We start from the raw sequence: 18,029 nt of genomic DNA, 5'->3' as shown, positions 1-18,029 counted from the left end.
TCAGCCAGAAGACCGCCTTCTTCCACCTCGGAAACCTGGTGGAATACGGCGATACAGCACAGATCTTCACCAACCCGAAAGACCCAAGGACCGAAGCCTACATCACCGGCCGCATCGGGTAAGGAGCAAGGCCATGACGACGACCGACTCGCACATCCTGCATGCCTTCGACCGCGATCTCGATGCCCTTCAGGCACATCTCGCGCGGCTTTCCGGTCTTGTCGAGACCGCTCTTGTGGATGCCGCGAAAGCCCTCGAGGACCAGGATCTCGAGGCAGCCGCCCAGGTGATCGCCCGCGACGCGGCGGTGGACGAGCTGGAAGAGTTCATCCAGACCGAGGCCGCCACCCTGATTGCCCGTCGGGCGCCTACTGCCGGGGATCTGCGGCTGGTGCTTGCAGTCATGCGGGCGGCAAATGCGCTCGAGCGGGTGGGCGACTATGCCAAGAACGTGGCCAAGCGCGCCCGCGTGATCGGCCGCACCGCCCCGGTCGAAGGCCATGCCGGAACGATCCGCCGGATGGCGACGCTGGTAGCGAAGATGCTGGAAGAGGCCCTGCAGGCGCTGGTACGGCGCGATGCGGCGCTGGCCGACAGTGTACGCAAGCGCGACCTCGACGTTGACCAGATGTACAACACGCTCTTCCGGTCGCTGTTCACCTACATGATGGAAAACCCGGCCAATATCGGCCCATCGATGCACCTTCATTTCATCGCCAAGAACATCGAACGCGCTGGCGATCACGCAACCACGATCGCCGAACAGGCTGTGTATCTGGCGACTGGCAAGATGCCATCCGAGCCGCGCCCCAAGGCCGAGACGCCGACCACGGAGGACGGCTGACGCGGTCGCCGCGTCGCCTTCGCCGCAAGGGGGGTGACGTCCGACCGTCGCGCGGCATCAGCCGAGGCATGCCATACGGGTGTTGCCGGCATGGGCTTCTGGATCATACCGTCAGGTTTTTCATCCTGCCTTTAGCAGGGGTAGCATCAAGGCAAACAACTCTGCCTGCGAACTGATCCCGCAGCGCGCATAAAGCTGTCGGCGGAACACCTTCACGGTCTGGGGCGATACGCCCAGACGCAGGCCGATCGACACGGTCGAATGTCCCCGCAGGATCAGCAGCGCCACTTCCGCCTGGCGGGGCGACAGGCTGATCCCGTGCCGCGCCGCCGCCGAGGCCGCCAGGACCCCGGCAGTGTCCTCTGCCGGCCCGACGCTTTCGGCAATCCCCCGCCAATGCGCCCGCGCCAGTGCGGCAATCACCGGGGCAAGTCTTTGGAAACATTCCATTTCCGAAGCCGAAAACGCCCGGCCGGATGTCGCGTCGCGCCCTAGGCACAGGTTCAGCGACACCCCTGGCGCGGGCCAGACAACAAAGGTGATCTCATCCACCAGCGTGGTCTGGTCATAGTATTCGATGAAATACCGGCTGCGCTGGAAGGCATCGGGCGCGATGTCCAGCAGCCGATAGGCCCCCTCGGGAGCGCGCCGGCGATGCAGGTCATAATAGGGATCCAGCCGAAAGGCCCCCGCAACATAGGTGTTTTCCAATTCCGAAAACACTTGCGGATGGACAAAGCGCCGATACAGGACGAGCGGCGGCCCGGCATCCCGGTAGGCCAGAATGACCAGGTTGTCGGGGCGGACAAGGCCCAGAAAGAAATCCCACAGGGCCGACTCGAAGCCCTCGCCCCCGATCCGGGCGATCACTTCGGCCAGCCGGCTTTCGGAGAGGTTCGGCAGTGCCTCCATGTGAATACCTCATTGGGGGTATATACCCCTGCACGACGCAAGGTTTAGCCTTTCCGCGCCGATACTGGGGGTATGAGCTGGCCGATGTCCACCGCTGTCGACATCCGTGATGCCGTGAAACGCTATGGTCCGGTCACCGCGCTGCATGGCGTTTCGCTGACCATCGCCGACAACGAATTCTTTACCTTGCTTGGCCCGTCCGGTTGCGGCAAGACAACGCTCCTGCGCCTGATCGCCGGGTTCGAAGAGATTACCTCGGGCGAAATCCGTCTTTTCGGTCAGGACATTGCCCGGCTGGAACCGCACCAGCGGCCTGTCAACACGGTCTTTCAGCAATATGCGCTGTTCCCGCACATGTCGGTGATCGACAATGTGGCCTTCGGGTTGAAGATGAAAGGCGTCGATCCTGCCACCCGCCGTGCGCGTGCGGGCAGGATGCTGGAAATGGTGCATCTGTCGCAGTTCGCCGACCGCCTGCCAGCCCAGCTTTCCGGCGGCCAGCAGCAACGCGTTGCCTTGGCCCGGGCGCTGGCGCCGCAACCCAGGGTGCTGCTTCTTGACGAGCCGCTTTCGGCACTGGATCTGAAGCTGCGCCAGGCGATGCGGGTCGAACTGAAGCAGCTTCAGGAAGAAACCGGAATCACCTTCATCTTCGTGACCCACGATCAGGAAGAAGCGCTGACCATGTCAGACCGGATCGCCGTGATGAGCGCGGGCCGCGTCCAGCAGATCGGCACCGCGCGCGAGATCTACGAGGCGCCCGTCAACCGCTTTGTTGCGGATTTCATTGGTGAAACCAATCTGTTGCAGGTCACGGTTGAAGAAGTTTCGGAAGATCGGGCCACAGTCGTCCTGCCGGGCGGGCACCGGATCACCTGCCCCTCGGCCAGCAGCTCGACCGGCCTTCACCATCTGTCGATCCGCCCCGAGCGCCTGATGATTTCAGACGATGCCGACCTGACGGCGACCGTTGAAAGGGTCGTCTATCTTGGCACCGACCTTCAGGTGATCGCCCATCTCGACGGCGGCCAGCCCATCACGTTGCGGCTTCAGAACGCAGCCCGCGTCGCCCTGCCCGAACCCGGCCAGAGGATCGGCCTGCACCTGGAGGAAGGCGGCGCCCGCCTTCTGGCCGACTGATGGCCGGCCCCGGACCCGACCGGCCACCGGGCGACGCGACCTACCGGGATCTCGTGCGCCCGTTGCTGCTGCCAAGCTGGCTGGTGATCGGCATCCTGATGGTTCTGCCTGTCGCCCTGATGGCGGTCTATTCCTTCCTGACCAAGGAATTTCGCGGTGGCGTGATCTGGGATTTCACCCTTGCCGCCTATGACCAGTTCTTCCTTGACCGTGGCCTTTTCGGTGACGACCCGCCCCGGATTGAATGGACCTACATCTCGATCTTCTGGCGCTCGATCTGGCAAGCGGGGCTGGCAACCCTTCTGTGCCTGCTGATCGGCTTTCCCACTGCTTGGTTCATTGCGACGCGACCCGCCCGGACGCGCGGTCTCTGGCTGTTCCTGATCACGATCCCCTACTGGGTGAACCTGCTGATCCGCACCGTGTCGCTGCGTTTCCTTCTGCGCGATCAGGGGCCGTTGAACGGGGCGCTGCAATGGCTTGGGCTTCTGGATAGCCCGCTTTCCATCATCAACACCAATCTGGCGGTACAGATCGGGCTGTTCTACAGTTACCTGCCCTTCATGGTCCTTCCGATCTATGCCGCAGTCGAGCGATACAACTTCGCCCTGTCGGAGGCCGCCGCCGACCTTTATGCCAACCGATGGGCAACCCTGCGCGAGGTGGTTCTGCCGGTCGTCAAACCGGGCATCGTCGCGGGCTGTATCCTGGTCTTCATCCCATCGCTTGGCGCCTTTCTGGCGCCCGACCTTCTTGGCGGGGCCAAGACCTTCATGATCGGCAGCCTGATCGACGAACAGTTCCGCGGCAGCCAGGGGAACTGGCCCTTCGGAGCCGCCGCCGCGATGATCCTGATGAGCCTTGTCCTGATCGTGCTGCTGATCTACGCCCGCTCGCAAGGAAGGGCGCCGCGATGAACCATGCGATGACCCAGCCCCACGTCCCCCACCCCCACTTTCGCATGGGGCCAGTCAGGGGCTGCAATCGCCGGGGGGCCAATCCATGAAGGGCGTGCGGCACTATCCGGGCTTCCTGCCGTTGACCATCGTCTGCCTGGTGGTCCTGTACACGCCGCTCATCGTCGTCGCGGTATACAGCTTCAATGCCTCGACCTCGATCACTAGCTGGGGCGGCTTCTCGCTTCGCTGGTATGGCGAAGTCTTCACCGGCCGCGAGGCCACGCGCTTCGGTCAGGCCGCCTGGAATTCGATCACCATCGCGCTGATGGCCGCGACCACCGCCACAGTGATTGCCACCGCCGCGGCCCTTGCGATGGTAAGGGGCGGGCCATTCAGGGGGCGTCAGGCCAGCTTTGCCCTGATCAACCTGCCGCTGATGGTACCCGAGATCGTGATTGCGGTCGCCACACTTATCTTCTTCAGCACCATCGGCCTGAAAACCGGTTATCTGACCATCCTGCTGGCTCACATCACCTTCTGCATCCCCTTCGCTTACCTGCCCATCGCCGCCCGGCTTGAGGGGATCGAGGGCACATACGAACAGGCCGCCCGCGATCTTTACGCGACCCGCGCCCAAGCCTTTCGTCTGATCCTGCTGCCGCTGATGGTGCCGGGAATCGTCTCGGGCTGGCTTCTGGCCTTCATCATCAGCCTCGACGACTTCATCATCACCAACTTCGTCAAGGGTGCCGGCATGGAAACGCTGCCCACCGCGATCTTCGGCAGCGTGAAACAGGGCATCAAGCCGAACATCATGGCCATTTCCACGCTGATGCTGCTGGTCAGCGTGCTGTTCGTCACCGCCGCCTATCTGATCAACCGCAGGGGACGCCAGACGCCCTGAGACCCACAGGAGAGATCCATGAAACGCCTTCTAGCCTTGACCACGCTGCTTGCCACACCCGCCTTCGCCGAAGGCGAGCTGAAGGTATATCACTGGTTCGAATACATCCCCGACGACCTTGTGCAGAAGTTCGAGGCCGAAACCGGGATCAAGGTCACCATCGACACCTATGACAGCAACGAGGCGATGCTGGCCTCTCTGAAGGCAGGCAAGCTTGGCCAGTATGACGTGGCGGTGCCGGCTGACTTCATGGTGGGCATCATGGCCGCCGACGGGATGCTTGACAGCTTCACACCCGAGGAAATGCCGAACCTCGGCAATATCGAACCGAAATGGATGGATGTGCCGTTCGACCCCGGACGCAAGCATTCCATCCCCTACCAGTGGGGCTCGACCTCGTTCAGCGTGAACCGCGACGTGTATCAGGGCGACATCTCGTCCCTTGCCACCATCTTCGACCCGCCGCCGGAGCTTTCGGGCAAGATCAACGTGCTGGACAGCCAGAACGAGGTGCTGATCCTGGGCAGCCTCTACCTCGGCATTCCGCAGTGCACGCAGGACCGCGAGCAGCTGAAAGCGCTGAATGACATGCTGCTGAATGCGAAGAAGCACTGGGCCAGCTTCGGTTCGGACATCGCCAAGGATGTGCTGGTTTCGGGCGATGCCGCCGCGGGCATGATCTACAACGGTTTTTCTGCCAAGGCCCGGGCCGAAGGGGCGAATGTCGAATATGTCTATCCGAAGGAAGGCCATGTGGTCTGGATGGACAACGTGGTGCTGCTGAAGGATGCGCCGAACCGCGAAAATGCCCTGAAATTCATGAACTTCCTTCTGGAGCCGGAAAATGCGGCAGCCGTAACCAACTATGCCGCCTATACCTCGGGCGTGATGGGGGTAGAGCCGTTCCTGGATGATGCGATCAAGAACAGCCCGGAAAACAACCCACCGCCGGGCATCACCCCCGGTGTCTTCGCCCAGGCCTGCGATCAGGAGACACAGAAGCTCTACGACGCGATCTGGACCAACCTGAAGAAGTGACACCCCGCTGCTCATCGGCCCTGCCGGACCTCTTCGCCAACACCAGCGAAAAGCGTCCGGCAGGTAAACGATGAGCGGCTAGCCGGGATCCGACCATGCGCCTAGCCCTTCTGCAAACCCCTTCGCCCATGGGCGACCTCGACGCTGCCTGCACGCAGGCCGAGGCGGCACTTGCCGCAGCCGCAGCCATGGGTGCGGCAGCCCTCGTCCTGCCCGAAGTCTTCCTGCCCGGCTACAACCAGCCGGACATTGCGGCCCGGGCCTTGGCTCTGGACAGCGCTCCGATGCAAAGGCTTGCAGCAGCCGCAAGGGCACATGGAACGGCGCTGGTGGTCGGCTATGCCGAACGCGAGGGCGAACGCGTGTTAAACTCTGCCGCCTGCTTCGGCCCGGATGGCACCTTGCTTGCCAACTACCGCAAGATCCAGCTCTACGGCCCCCGGGAACGGGCCCTCTATCAGCCGGGCGAGGCCTATTCGCTCTTCGCCCTTGGCGACGAAATTGCAGCAATCCTTATATGTTACGACATAGAGTTTGCGCCCCATGTGAAGGCGCTTGCCGATCGCGGGGTGACCGTGATCCTCGCACCAACCGCCAACATGCTGCCCTTCACCCACGTCGTGCGCTACACAGTCCCAGCCATGGCGGCGAACCATGGGGCCACCATCGTCTATGCCAACTTTTGCGGGCAAGAGGGCGACCTGACCTATGTCGGCGGTAGCCTGATTGCCGGCCCGCACGGGGAAATCCTTGCTCAGGCGGGCGAAGGCCCGGCCCTGCTGGTCGCAGATCTGCCCGTGCGTGACCCCGCCCGGCTGTCCACCCAGTCGGCGGATCTGAGGCCCGTCGGATGACCCGCCTGCCTGCCCACGACATCCTTTTCACGCCGATGCAGATCGGGCCCAAGACGGCGAAGAACCGCTTCTACCAGGTGCCGCACTGCAACGGTGGCGGCTACCGCGACCCCTCGGCTGTGGCAGAAATGCGCCGCACCAAGGCCGAGGGTGGCTGGGGTGTGATCTTCACCGAACAGACGGAAATCCACCCCAGCAGTGAAATCACGCCATTTATCGAACAACACCTTTGGGATGACCGAGACATCCCTGCGCTCGCCCGCATGGCCGAGGCGATGAAGTCGCACGGCGCGCTGGCCGGCATCCAGCTGGCCTATTCCGGCATCAACGGCCCGAACCTCTATTCGCGCGAGGTGCCGCTGGCCGTGACCGGCGGCCCGATCCTGACCTTCACCGCCGATCCCGTCCAGGCCCGCACCATGGACCGCGAGGACATCCGCAACCTTCGCCGCTGGTTCCGCAATGCCTTCCGACGCAGCCAGCAGGCGGGTTTCGACCTGATCTGCCTTTATGGCGCACACGGCTTCGGCATCCTGCAGCATTTCCTGTCCCGCGCGACCAACCAGCGCAGCGACGAATACGGCGGCAGCCTGACAAACAGGTCAAGGTTCCTGCGCGAAGTCATTGAAGACATGCGTGATACCACGAAAGGGGAACTGGCCGTAACCCTGCGCATGTCGCTGCACGAGGCGGGCGCCTACGGCTTTTCCAACGCCGAACTGCGCGACTTCATCGAGATGCACGGCAACCTGCCCGACCTGTGGGATCTTGCCCATGGCACCTGGGAAAGCTGTTCCGGCACCAGCCGCTTCACGCCCGAAGGCGCGCAGGAGGATCTGGTCAAGGGCATCAAGGCCCTTACGCCTAAGCCCGTGGTCGGCGTCGGCCGCTTCACCAGCCCGGATGCCATGGCCCGGCAGATCAGGGCCGGCATCCTTGATTTCATCGGTGCAGCCAGGCCTTCGATCGCCGACCCCTTCCTGCCGAAGAAGGTTGAGGAAGGCCGCTACGAGGACATCCGCGAATGCATCGGCTGCAATATCTGCGTCTCGGGCGACATGACCCAGGGCATCAGCCGCTGCACCCAAAACACCGCCTTCATGGAAGAATGGCGCAAGGGCTGGCACCCCGAACGCGCGCGTCCCAGGGGCGCCTCTGAAAGCGTCCTGATCGTCGGTGCCGGCCCGACCGGACTGGAGGCCGCCCTTCAGGCTGCGCGGCGCGGCTACAGGGTCACCCTTGCAGAAGCCGGCACAACCCTGGGCGGCCGTGTGGCGCGGGAACGCAACCTTCCCGGCCTTTCCGCCTGGGGCCGGGTGGCCGACTACCGGATAGGGCAACTCGCCCGCATGGCGAATGTTGAAATCTACCGCAACAGCCCCCTCACACCCGGTGACATCCTTGCCACCGGGGCGGATCATGTCGCCGTTGCCACCGGGGCCATCTGGCGGCGCGATGCCGTCGCGCGGCTGCATCTGCATCCGATACCCACCGATCCGGCAATGCCGCTTTTCACCCCCGACGACCTGATGGACGGCAAGGCCCCCGAGGGGCTTACAGTCGCCATTTACGATGATGATCATTTCTACATGGGCTCCGTCCTTGCCGAACTTCTTGTGGCCAAGGGCAACCGGGTCCACTTCATCACTCCCGCCGCGAAAGCCGCCGAATGGACCGAAAACACGCTGGAACAGCGAACGATCATGCGCCGCCTGCTGGAAAGCGGTGTCGATGTCCATTTGAACAAGTCCCCGGAAACCATCGGCCGAGATGAACTGACTCTCGCCTGCACCTGGACTAGACGCCTGACCGCCCTGCCGGCAGAGGCCGTCGTGCTGGTCACGTCCCGCACGCCGGACGACCAGCTTTACCACGCGACGAGGGCGCTGGACTGGCAAGGCGCGGGCATCCGGTCGCTGAAGCTGATCGGCGACGCCGCCGCCCCCGGACCCATCGCCTGGGCCACCTATGCAGGGCGCAACTGGGCCGAGGGCCTGGACCAGCCCGACCCCGGCGACGCCCTGACCTTCCGCCGCGAGATCGCCGCGCTCGACAGCGGGCCAGGCCTCCTGCCATGACACCCCGCTGCCCCTTCTCCTGTTCGCAAATATCCCCGCCAAAGGCTGCCGAGGCCCTGGGTGTCCTTCACGCGCGGGGCCGAGACAAGGGCCGCTCGCCCGCAAGGACGCTCCGCTCCACAACCACCATCATCTCCCGGACCCGACCATGACCCATTTCCGCCATCGCAAGTTCAACACCCGCGACACCTACCCGGAACAGAAGCTTGACAACGACCTGGCCCAAGCAGTCGTGGCCAGGGGCCGTATCGTCTTTCTGCGTGGCCAGTGCCCGCAGGACCTGGACACCGCGCAGGACATCGGCAGCCACGACCCGGTCGAACAGACCCACAAGGTCATGCAGAACATCCGCCAGCTGCTGGAAGAAGTCGGCGGCAGGATGGAACATCTGTGCAAGATCGTCGTCTATCTGACCGACGTGCGCCACCGCGAGGCCGTCTATCGGACCATGGGCGAATACATCAAGGGCGTACATCCGGTCTCGACCGGCGTGGTCGTGACCGCGCTTGCCCGACCTTCGTGGCTGGTGGAAATCGACGGGACCGCCGTCATCCCGGACGACGAGGCATGACGTTCTCGCTTGTTGCCCGCTGCGCACGGACCGGCCAGTTCGGCATGGCGATCTCTTCCTCGTCACCCGCCGTTGCTGCGCGCTGCGCCCATGTCCGGGCCGGGGTCGGCGCGGTGGCCAGCCAGAATGTGACCGATCCGGCACTGGGCCCGCTGATCCTCGACCGGCTGGAAGCCGGACTTGCAGCCCCCGACGCCTTGCGCGCTGTGACCGAGGGCCGCCCGCACATCGCCTTCCGACAGCTTCTGGTGGTGGACAGTGCCGGACGGACAGCGATCCATTCCGGGGCACAGGTTCTTGGCCTCTGGGGCCAGGCTACGGGGTCCGACTGCGCCGCGGCAGGCAATCTGCTGGCCGATCCCGGCATCCCAGCCGTCATGGTTGCAGCCTTCGAAACGGCAACCGGCCCTCTGGCTGAACGGCTGATGCGGGCACTCGAGGCAGGGCTTGCGGCAGGTGGCGAGGCCGGGCCCGTCCATTCCGCCGGGCTGAAGGTGGCTGACCGGCTGTCCTGGCCAATGGTCGATCTGCGCATCGACTGGGCTGACGATCCGGTGGGAATGCTGCGCGCCGCCTGGGATATCTATGCGCCGCAGGCTGCGGCCTATGTCCAGCGCGCCGAAGATCCGACAGGGGCGCCATCCTACGGGGTGCCCGGCGATGAATAGCGAGGCCCTGATGGAAAGCACGGATACCCTTGTCATCGGCGGCGGTCAGGCAGGCATCGCCACCTCGGCGCACCTGCAAGGGCACGGTGTGCCGCATCTGGTGCTTGAACGCGCACGCATCGCCGAACGCTGGCGCAGCGAGCGATGGGACAGCCTGGTTGCGAATGGCCCGGCTTGGCACGACCGCTTCCCTGCGGCGGAGTTCGAGGGGATCGACCCAGATGCCTTTCCCCCGAAAGAGGCTGTGGCCGATTATTTCGAGCGCTTCGCCCGCGACCGGGCCCTGCCGATCCGCACCGGGGTAGAGGTCACGAAACTGGAACGCAGCAGCGAGGGGTTCTATGCAACCACCGCCGCGGGCGTGATCGCGGCGCGCAATGTCGTTGTCGCCACGGGCCCGTTCCAGAAACCGATAATTCCAACCGTGGTGAACGATCCCGAGATCGCCCAACTGCATTCCAGCGCCTACCGGAACCCCGCTGCCTTGCCCGATGGCGCAGTTCTCGTGGTCGGCGCAGGGTCTTCCGGCGCGCAGATCGCCGAGGAACTGGCCAGGGCCGGGCGCCGCGTGTTCCTGTCGATCGGCCCGCATGATCGCCCGCCGCGCCGCTATCGCGGCAAGGATTTCGTCTGGTGGCTGGGCAAGCTTGGCAAATGGGACATGAAGGCCCCAACCCCTGGAACCGAACATGTCACCATCGCCGTCTCGGGTGCCTACGGCGGCCACACGATGGATTTCCGCCGCCTTGCCACACTGGGGATCACACTGCTGGGCCGGGCCGGCGCATGGCGCAACGGGGCCCTGCACTTCGCCGACGACCTGGCCCGGAACATCGCCGAAGGCGACCGCAACTATCTTTCGGTGCTTGACGAAGCCGACGCCTACGCCGCGGCGCATGGCCTTGACCTGCCAGAGGAACCGCAGGCGCGCGAATTCTTGCCCATGCCGCCGGAAGTGGCAGACCCGATTTTGCACCTGGACCTGTCGGTAGCGGGAATCGGCACGATTGTCTGGGCCACCGGCTTCCGCCCGGATTTCGGCTGGATCGATCTGGACATCTTCCAGCCCGACGGGCGGCCGCGGCATCGGGAGGGTGTGACCGAGGTGCCGGGCCTCTATTTCGTCGGCCTGCCCTGGCTGTCATGCCGGGGCTCGGCCTTCATCTGGGGCGCATGGCGCGACGCGGAACGGCTGGCGGGGCTGATCGCCGCGCGGGCCTGAGGCAAAGGACGCCCTCCACCCTCTCCCTCTCCCTCTCCCACGAAGGAGGAGGAAAGCGCGAGAGGATGCGGCGGTCACCTGGCTTCGGCAACCGGCGGCACAGAGAAGCGTATGGGGAGGAGCGCCTCCCCTCCCCATACGCAGGGATGGGGTGCGGGGCCACCGGGCAGTGTGCCGGTGTCAGGCGACCTGATGCAGCCAATCGCGGAAAGCCTCGACCACGGCCGCGTCGCAATCCACCAGGTGTTGCGGCGCGGGATAGTCGCCGTCGTGAACGTCCCGGGCAAATCGCCCCAGAGCCTCGACACGCATGCGTTGCAGCCGGTCGTACTCACCTTTGAAATCGGCATATACCTTGGCGTGCCGCGGGATATGTCCCCGGTTCTGCCCCAGCACGTCTTCGGCGAACAGGTATTGCGCGTGGCCCGCCTTCCCTGCCCCCATCGAGATCAGGAACAGGGCCGTGCGCTCGGCGATCAGACGGGTAATCGAATGCGGCACGATCTCGATCTCCACCGCAAAGGCACCGGCCGCTTCCAGCGCCTTGCACTGGTTCCAGACGAGTTGCGCCGTCTCCAGCGTTTTGCCTACCGCCTTGAAACCGCCCGTCCAGGTGCGCTTCGACGGGATCAGCCCGACATGGCCGCAGACCGGCAACCCGTGGTCCGCCATGGCACGGACAGTGGCAAGGCTCCCCGAGCAGTAGAAGGCATCCGCCCCGTGCTTGTACAGCGGGAAGGCCCAGCGCAGGAAAGCCTCTGTCCCGCCGATCTCGTAGAAGTTCTCGCCCGGAAAGGCGAAACAGTCGGGCGCCACCTCACGGAAGCGGCCATCGAAGATCATCGACGGCGGCACCGACAGAAGCTCTACCCCCGCCCTGGCCGCGGCCTCGGCCTCCTCGATGGTCTCGACCCGCAACATGGCAAACTGATGGTTTCCACGCGCATCCAGCAGGTCGCGAACGGTGGGCGGCGCCATCACGCCACCTCGATGAAGACGCGGCCGCCCTCGACCTTCACCGGAAAGGTCTTCAGGTTCACGCAGACCGGCGGTCGCATCGCCTCGCCCGTGCGATAGTCGAACTGGCCGTTGTGTTTGGGACATTCGACAAGGTGGCCCATGACGAGGCCATCGCAAAGATGCACGTTCTCGTGCGTGCACAGGCCCTCGGTCGCGTAGAACTCACCTTCCGGCGAGTGGTAGACGGCAAAGGTCTGGCTACCATGGTCGAAGCGGATCAGGTCCTCCTCTTCGATGTCGTCCGTGGCGCAGGCGTCAATCCAGGGCATGGGTCATCCTCATTCGGCAGCGGCGGGGCGCGTCATGCTCGGCACATACTGGTGGAAATCCTCGCGGTAGGGCTTGGCTGTGGGTGGCAGGTCGCGCTTCAGGAAATAGTCCTCGTTCAGAACCTGCCGCTTGATCGCGGGCCACATCTCGGCAAACGCCTCGGCGATAGAGCGGTTCGGAGGCGGGAGATCGTTCTTGATCACCTCATGCAGGCGCGGCAGGGCGTGGTAAGGCACCATCGGGAACATGTGGTGTTCGACGTGGTAGTTCATGTTCCAGTAGATGAAGCGGCTGATCGGGTTCATGTAGACGGTGCGGCTGTTCAGCCGGTGGTCGACCACGTTGTCGGCCAGCCCGCCATGCTGCAGAAGCCCGGTCATCACATGGTGCCAGGCGCCATACATGCGGGGCAGGCCAACGACCATCAGCGGCAGGATCGAACCCTGCCATAGCGCAAGTCCGATGGTCGCCACGTAGATCGACAGGTGGACGATGGCCACCCTTTGCACTTTGCCCCATTCGCTTTGCGGCACGAAGGTGCGCTCTTCCGCCGTGGGGCCCCCGATCGCATTGCGGATCAGGGTCGGAAAGAAACGGATCACATCGATGATCCCGAAGAAGTTCAGGATCAGCTTGGCCAGTTCCGGCGGGCGCATTACGGCGATCTCGGGGTCGCGACCGACGAAATAGGTCTCTGAATGATGCCGCGCATGGCTCCATCGCCAGGTGGCCGAGTTGCGCATGATCATGAAACTGGCGATCTCGTAGACCAGATTGTTCATCCATGGCGTGCGAAAGGCGGTGCCGTGCCCGCATTCGTGCCAGCGCGAGTCAGAGGCCGAGCCGTAAAGCACCCCATAGGCCAGCCAGAATGGCGCCGACCACCAGGACGGCCAAAGCGCGATGCCGATTCCGGCAAGCAGGATCATGCCGCCGTAAAGGATGATCGTATCGCGGATCGCAGGCTGGTCGGACCGCTGCATCAGTTCCTTCATCACCTTGCGCGGCACTTCGGTATGATACCACTCTGCCGCCGTCAGACCGCTTTCGACTGCGCGCTGCGCGTCAGGTCCGAAGGGGCTGTAATCCCGTCTGGCCATCTTGCCCTCCAGATTGCCCGGGCCTTTCGCCCGGTGTTTCCTGCATAGGTCGGTCTGGGCCCTTTCACCAAGACCGGACCTTGCGGATTTCGTCACGAGCCATCATGCTCTTCGGCAGTCCTGATGTTTTTTCGTCATAATCCGATGGCCCGTCGTCCCACCATCCATGATGTCGCCCGCGAGGCAGGCGTTTCCACCGCTACCGTCGACCGCGTCCTGAACGGGCGCGAGAAGGTGCGCGAGGAAACAGCCCGCAAGGTCTATGACGCGGCGCGACTGATCGGCTACCACGCTGCCCCGCTGATCGGGCAAAGGATGCAGCCAGACCTGCCCCGCCTTCGCCTGGGGCTGGTACTGCACAAGGAACGCCAGTCCTTCTACCAGGCCTTCAAGGCCGAGGCCGAGCGTGCAGTCGCCCAGGCAACGGGGGTGCGCGCCTCGCTTCAGGTGGCCTTCGCCGCGTCCCAGTCGCCGCGGGATTTCACCGAACTTATGGAAGGCATGGCAAGCCGGGTCGATGCCATCGCAGCAACTGCCGTGACCCACCCCGATGTTACCGAGGCCGTGGTCCGCCTGAACGCCAAGGGCATACCCTGCTTCGCTCTGCTGAACGACTTTGCCCAAGGCGTGCGGCAGAACTATCTTGGCCTGAACAATCTGAAAGTCGGCAGGATCGCCGCGCACATGATCGCCATGGCGGCACATCATCCGGGCAAGGTTGCGGTCTTCGTCGGCGGCTACCGCTGGCACGGGCACGAACTGCGCGAAACCGGCGTTCGCAGCTATTTCCGCGAACATGCGCCGCAGTTCCAGGTGCTGGACACGCTGATCAACCTGGAAACCCGGCAGCTGACCTACGAGGCGACGCTGGATCTTCTGGGGCGCCATCCCGACCTGCGGGGCATCTACTGCGCGGGCGGCGGCATGGAAGGAGCCATAGCCGCCCTGCGCGAGGCCCGCCAGCCCGGCGAGGTCGCGCTCGTGGTAAACGAACTGACCCCGGAAAGCCGCAGTGCGCTGATCGAAAGGCATGTGACCATGGTCATCGCCACGCCCCTGCAAAGGCTGTGCGCCGATCTGCTGACCCTTGCCGCCAAGGCGCTGGCCGGGGGAATTGCCGGCGTGCAGGGGCAGCATTTCCTGCAACCCGATCTCTACCTGCCCGAGTCGGTCTGATTGCATTTCGTCAGTGCATGACGCAGTATTTCGTCAGCTTTGATGTGAACTTTCCCTGTCGGATTGACGATGCGCGCGGCTTGGGGCGATCCCTGTTCCACCCGGAAGCATCGCGGTGGGAGGCCGTGCATGACCCAGTTTGCCCTGAACCACATGACCGTGGCCCGGCTGTCGTTCCGCGATCTGGTCGCCCTTGCCGCGCGCCTTGGCTGCGTGGGGATCGAAGTGCGAAACGATCTGCCGCAGCCGCTGTTCGACGGGATGGACCCTGCCGAGGCCGGCGCGCTGGTCCGGGCGGCGGGTCTGAGGCTTCTGGCACTGGCCGAGGTCAAGAGGTTCAACGACTGGTCTGACGAAAAGGCCAATGAGGCTCTGGCCCTCATGCGGATCGCCCGCGCCGCCGGGGCCGAGGCCGTCAGCCTGATCCCGCGCAATGACAACAGGGGCATGGGCAACGGCGAAAGGCAGGCCGCGCTGCGCGTGGCGCTGAAGGCGCTGAAGCCGATGCTGGAAGACCATGGCCTTGTGGGCATGGTAGAGCCCCTGGGGTTCGAGATCTGCGCACTGCGCTACAAGGCCGAAGCCGTCGAGGCGATCGAGGCGATCGGCGGCACTGGCCGGTTCAAGCTGGTGCATGATACCTTCCACCACACGCTCGCCCATGGCGGCCCGATCTTTCCCGAACATACCGGGATCGTGCATGTCTCTGGCGTGGTGGACCAGGAGGTAGCCCTGTCCGACATGCGCGATCCGCATCGCGTGCTGGTCACACCAGCCGATCGGCTGGGTAACATCGCCCAGATCGAAGCACTTCGCGCCGCCGGATGGGACGGGCCGGTGTCTTACGAGGCTTTTTCACCCCTCGTCCACGAACTGGCCGATCCCGAAGCCGCACTTCGGGCCAGCATGGATCACATCTCGCGGGTGCCCGCATGACGACGCCCCGTCTCGGCCGCAGGACGCGCCAACAAAAGGCCGCGTGCATGGCATCGCAAATGGATTGCAACCGGTTGCAAAAATCTGTTGACCGGCTGTCCGCAACTCCTCAGTCTGGAACCCCGGGCTGATCGAGTCGCCCCGGACCGCGCCGGGAGGGCGCGGCCGGACGTTGAAGAAACCGGACCTGCCGTAGCGGACGGCAGGCCGACACAGGGAGGAACCACCATGAAGAAGACCCTTATCGCTGCGGGCCTCGCCTCGCTGATGACCACGACCGCGATGGCCGAAGGCATCGGTGTGTCGATGGCGCTGTTCGACGACAACTTTCTGACCGTGCTGCGCAACGGCATCCAGGCCAAGGCCGATGCCGACGGACTTTCGGTACAGATCCAGGATGCCCAGAACGACGTGGCCAAGCAGCTGGACCAGATCAACAATTTCATCGCACAAGGGGTGGATGCGATCATCGTGAACCCGGTGGACACCAGCGCCACCCAGGCGATGACCGATGCCGCCGCCGCCGCTGGCGTGCCGCTGGTCTATGTGAACCGCCAGCCGATCAATGTGGACAGCCTGCCCGACAACCAGGCCTTCGTCGCCTCCAATGAAAGCGAATCCTCGCGCCAGGGCTTCATCGAGCAGTGCCGGCTGTGGAAGGAACAAGGCAAGGAGGAAGTCAGTGTCTACGTCCTTCAGGGCGAACTGTCGAACCAGGCCGCAGTGCAGCGCACCCAGAACTACTATGACGTGATGAACGAAGGGCTATGCCCGGTGAAGGTCAACATCATCGATCAGCAAACCGCGAACTGGAGCCGCGACCAGGCACAGAACCTCATGACCAACTGGCTTTCGACGGGCACGCCGTTCGACGGCGTCCTGGCCAACAACGATGAAATGGCGCTTGGGGCGATTCAGGCGATGAAGGCTGCAGGCATCTCGATGGACGATGTCATCGTCTCGGGCGTGGACGCGACCCAGGATGCGCTGGCCTCGATGCAGGCGGGCGAACTGGACATCACGGTGTTCCAGAATGCGGCTGCGCAGGGTGGCGGCGCGCTGGATGCGGCGGTGAAGCTGGCGAAAGGGGAAACGGTGGAACAGAAGGTCTACATTCCCTTCGAACTGGTCACGCCCGCAAACATGGCCGAATACATGGCCAAGAACTGACCCCCATGCAGGGGCCTGACGGGGCGGCGGCAACCGCCCCGTTTGCCCGGACCGTGACCAATGGGCAGGTCCGGGCTCTATCCGTGATCGGCAGAGGTTGGGGAGGAACTGGCCGTGGCTGAAGCGACGCATGGTGTCGGGGGGCTCAGGTATGACCCTGCAAAGCGAACGCGGGCGCCGGAATGGAATGTTCTTGGGGCGCTGATCCTGATCGTTCTGGTGTTCGAGATCCTGAACCGGATGCAGGGCGGCTCGTTCCTGTTCAACATGCGGGACAACGTGGACGCGATCTTCAACAAGCAGCGGCTGGACATCATGATCCTGCAGGTTGCGATCGTGGGGATCATCGCGCTGGGCGTGACTCAGGTCATCATCATCGGGGGCATCGACCTGTCGTCGGGCAGCGTCGTGGGTGCGACGGCGATGATCGTGATGAGTTTTGCCCAGACCGCAGTGGTGAACGGCAACCCCAACCCCAAGGCCATTTTCGGCGACTGGGCCATGGACCTGCCGGTGATCGTGCCCATAGCCGTAGGGCTGGCCTGCGGCCTGCTGGCGGGGCTGATCAACGGGCTTCTGGTGGCCTATACGAAGATCCCGCCCTTCATCGCCACGCTTGGCATGATGGTTTCGGCGCGCGGCGTGGCGCGCTGGTGGTCGAACGGCCAGCCGGTCAGCTTTCCGACCGAAAGCTACGGGTCGCTGGCCAATGGCGACCTGCTAGGCGGCATGACCTTCGGCATCCTGTCGTGGCCTGGGCAGAACCCGGCCGTGGTCTTCGTGCTGCTGGCAATCCTGTTCCACATCGTGATGGCCTACACGCTTTATGGCAAGCGCAGCTATGCCATCGGCTCGAACGAGGCTGCGGCGCGGATGTCCGGCATCAACGTCGATCGTCACAAGGTTCTGGTCTATGCCATCGCCGGCCTGATGGCGGCAGTGGCGGCGATCCTTCTGACCTCGAAGAACCTGACCGCCCAGGCCGGAATGGGGGTGATGTATGAACTCGACGCCATCGCAATGGCAGTGATCGGCGGCGTCAGTCTTGCAGGCGGACGCGGCTCGATCATCGGCACGGTGCTGGGCGCTGCGATCTTTTCCGTCATCATCTCGGGTTTTACCTCGATCCGGCTGGACGCCTACTATCAGGAGATGGTGAAGGGCGCGATCATCGTCGGCGCGGTGGTGCTGGACCAGTGGCGGCAGCGCAAGCGGGCAAGGGGGTAG

Annotated in this window: 18 protein-coding genes and 1 pseudogene; 15 read left to right on the top strand and 4 right to left on the bottom strand. The window is 64.1% G+C overall.

The features are described from left to right. Both EYB42_RS12690 and phoU read left to right on the top strand, forming a co-directional pair. A pseudogene (locus tag EYB42_RS12690) lies at positions 1–122 on the top strand (phosphate ABC transporter ATP-binding protein); the annotation flags it as partial. Between the two features lie 11 nt (positions 123–133). Beyond that, positions 134–844, top strand: coding sequence for a phosphate signaling complex protein PhoU (gene phoU, locus EYB42_RS12685; RefSeq protein WP_135450484.1), 711 nt, complete (start codon positions 134–136; stop codon positions 842–844). Between the two features lie 120 nt (positions 845–964). Here phoU and EYB42_RS12680 read toward each other — a convergent pair whose 3' ends face one another. Further along, entirely contained in the window at positions 965–1,756 is a 792-nt protein-coding gene (locus EYB42_RS12680) for a helix-turn-helix transcriptional regulator (protein ID WP_135450483.1), read from the bottom strand. Between the two features lie 84 nt (positions 1,757–1,840). On the opposite strand from EYB42_RS12680, the gene EYB42_RS12675 reads away from it, so the two are divergent. The 9 genes from EYB42_RS12675 (at position 1,841) to EYB42_RS12635 (ending at position 11,130) form a co-directional block, all read left to right on the top strand. After that, the gene (locus EYB42_RS12675; RefSeq protein ID WP_135450482.1) at positions 1,841–2,896 is read left to right on the top strand and encodes an ABC transporter ATP-binding protein; all 1,056 of its coding nucleotides are present in this window, start codon (positions 1,841–1,843) and stop codon (positions 2,894–2,896) included. After that, complete coding sequence (locus EYB42_RS12670) at positions 2,896–3,813, top strand: ABC transporter permease (protein WP_135450481.1); 918 nt, start codon at positions 2,896–2,898, stop codon at positions 3,811–3,813. Before EYB42_RS12675 ends, EYB42_RS12670 begins: the two co-directional genes overlap by 1 nt. Before the next feature lie 85 nt (positions 3,814–3,898). Then, positions 3,899–4,699 (top strand): ABC transporter permease, encoded by an 801-nt coding sequence (locus tag EYB42_RS12665; RefSeq protein ID WP_135450480.1) that lies wholly within the window; start codon positions 3,899–3,901, stop codon positions 4,697–4,699. Positions 4,700–4,717: 18 nt separating this feature from the next. Beyond that, complete coding sequence (locus EYB42_RS12660; protein WP_135450479.1) at positions 4,718–5,737, top strand: extracellular solute-binding protein; 1,020 nt, start codon at positions 4,718–4,720, stop codon at positions 5,735–5,737. 95 nt (positions 5,738–5,832) lie between these two features. Continuing rightward, positions 5,833–6,591 (top strand): nitrilase-related carbon-nitrogen hydrolase, encoded by a 759-nt coding sequence (locus EYB42_RS12655; RefSeq protein WP_135450478.1) that lies wholly within the window; start codon positions 5,833–5,835, stop codon positions 6,589–6,591. Beyond that, positions 6,588–8,669, top strand: a complete 2,082-nt coding sequence (locus tag EYB42_RS12650) for an oxidoreductase (protein ID WP_135450477.1) — start codon at positions 6,588–6,590, stop codon at positions 8,667–8,669. The genes EYB42_RS12655 and EYB42_RS12650 overlap by 4 nt, the downstream gene beginning before the upstream one ends. A 148-nt stretch (positions 8,670–8,817) precedes the next feature. Further along, positions 8,818–9,240, top strand: coding sequence for a RidA family protein (locus EYB42_RS12645; protein WP_135450476.1), 423 nt, complete (start codon positions 8,818–8,820; stop codon positions 9,238–9,240). Continuing rightward, positions 9,237–9,908, top strand: a complete 672-nt coding sequence (locus tag EYB42_RS12640) for a DUF1028 domain-containing protein (RefSeq protein WP_135450475.1) — start codon at positions 9,237–9,239, stop codon at positions 9,906–9,908. The genes EYB42_RS12645 and EYB42_RS12640 overlap by 4 nt, the downstream gene beginning before the upstream one ends. Beyond that, complete coding sequence (locus tag EYB42_RS12635; RefSeq protein ID WP_240784149.1) at positions 9,901–11,130, top strand: flavin-containing monooxygenase; 1,230 nt, start codon at positions 9,901–9,903, stop codon at positions 11,128–11,130. The genes EYB42_RS12640 and EYB42_RS12635 overlap by 8 nt, the downstream gene beginning before the upstream one ends. 180 nt (positions 11,131–11,310) lie before the next feature. Here EYB42_RS12635 and EYB42_RS12630 read toward each other — a convergent pair whose 3' ends face one another. The 3 genes from EYB42_RS12630 to EYB42_RS12620 are packed head-to-tail and all read right to left on the bottom strand — an operon-like array spanning position 11,311 to position 13,520. Beyond that, a complete protein-coding gene (locus EYB42_RS12630) occupies positions 11,311–12,108 on the bottom strand; it encodes a 3-methyl-2-oxobutanoate hydroxymethyltransferase (RefSeq protein WP_135450473.1) in 798 nt (265 codons plus the stop codon). Continuing rightward, positions 12,108–12,419, bottom strand: coding sequence for a MocE family 2Fe-2S type ferredoxin (locus EYB42_RS12625; protein WP_135450472.1), 312 nt, complete (start codon positions 12,417–12,419; stop codon positions 12,108–12,110). Before EYB42_RS12625 ends, EYB42_RS12630 begins: the two co-directional genes overlap by 1 nt. Before the next feature lie 9 nt (positions 12,420–12,428). Further along, on the bottom strand, positions 12,429–13,520 hold the full coding sequence (locus EYB42_RS12620; RefSeq protein WP_135450471.1) for a fatty acid desaturase family protein: 1,092 nt from the start codon (positions 13,518–13,520) through the stop codon (positions 12,429–12,431). Positions 13,521–13,664: 144 nt separating this feature from the next. Between EYB42_RS12620 and EYB42_RS12615 the strand changes: the two genes are divergently transcribed. From EYB42_RS12615 to EYB42_RS12600, 4 genes are all read left to right on the top strand, one after another. Beyond that, positions 13,665–14,696, top strand: a complete 1,032-nt coding sequence (locus EYB42_RS12615; RefSeq protein WP_135450470.1) for a LacI family DNA-binding transcriptional regulator — start codon at positions 13,665–13,667, stop codon at positions 14,694–14,696. A gap of 129 nt (positions 14,697–14,825) precedes the next feature. Then, complete coding sequence (locus tag EYB42_RS12610; protein ID WP_135450469.1) at positions 14,826–15,632, top strand: TIM barrel protein; 807 nt, start codon at positions 14,826–14,828, stop codon at positions 15,630–15,632. A gap of 228 nt (positions 15,633–15,860) precedes the next feature. Beyond that, on the top strand, positions 15,861–16,802 hold the full coding sequence (locus tag EYB42_RS12605; RefSeq protein WP_135450468.1) for a substrate-binding domain-containing protein: 942 nt from the start codon (positions 15,861–15,863) through the stop codon (positions 16,800–16,802). Between the two features lie 114 nt (positions 16,803–16,916). Further along, complete coding sequence (locus tag EYB42_RS12600; RefSeq protein ID WP_135450467.1) at positions 16,917–18,029, top strand: ABC transporter permease; 1,113 nt, start codon at positions 16,917–16,919, stop codon at positions 18,027–18,029.

Source organism: Tabrizicola caldifontis (assembly GCF_004762095.1).
Taxonomy (GTDB): Bacteria; Pseudomonadota; Alphaproteobacteria; order Rhodobacterales; family Rhodobacteraceae; genus Tabrizicola; species Tabrizicola caldifontis.
This window is presented reverse-complemented; position numbering and strand designations above follow the sequence as displayed.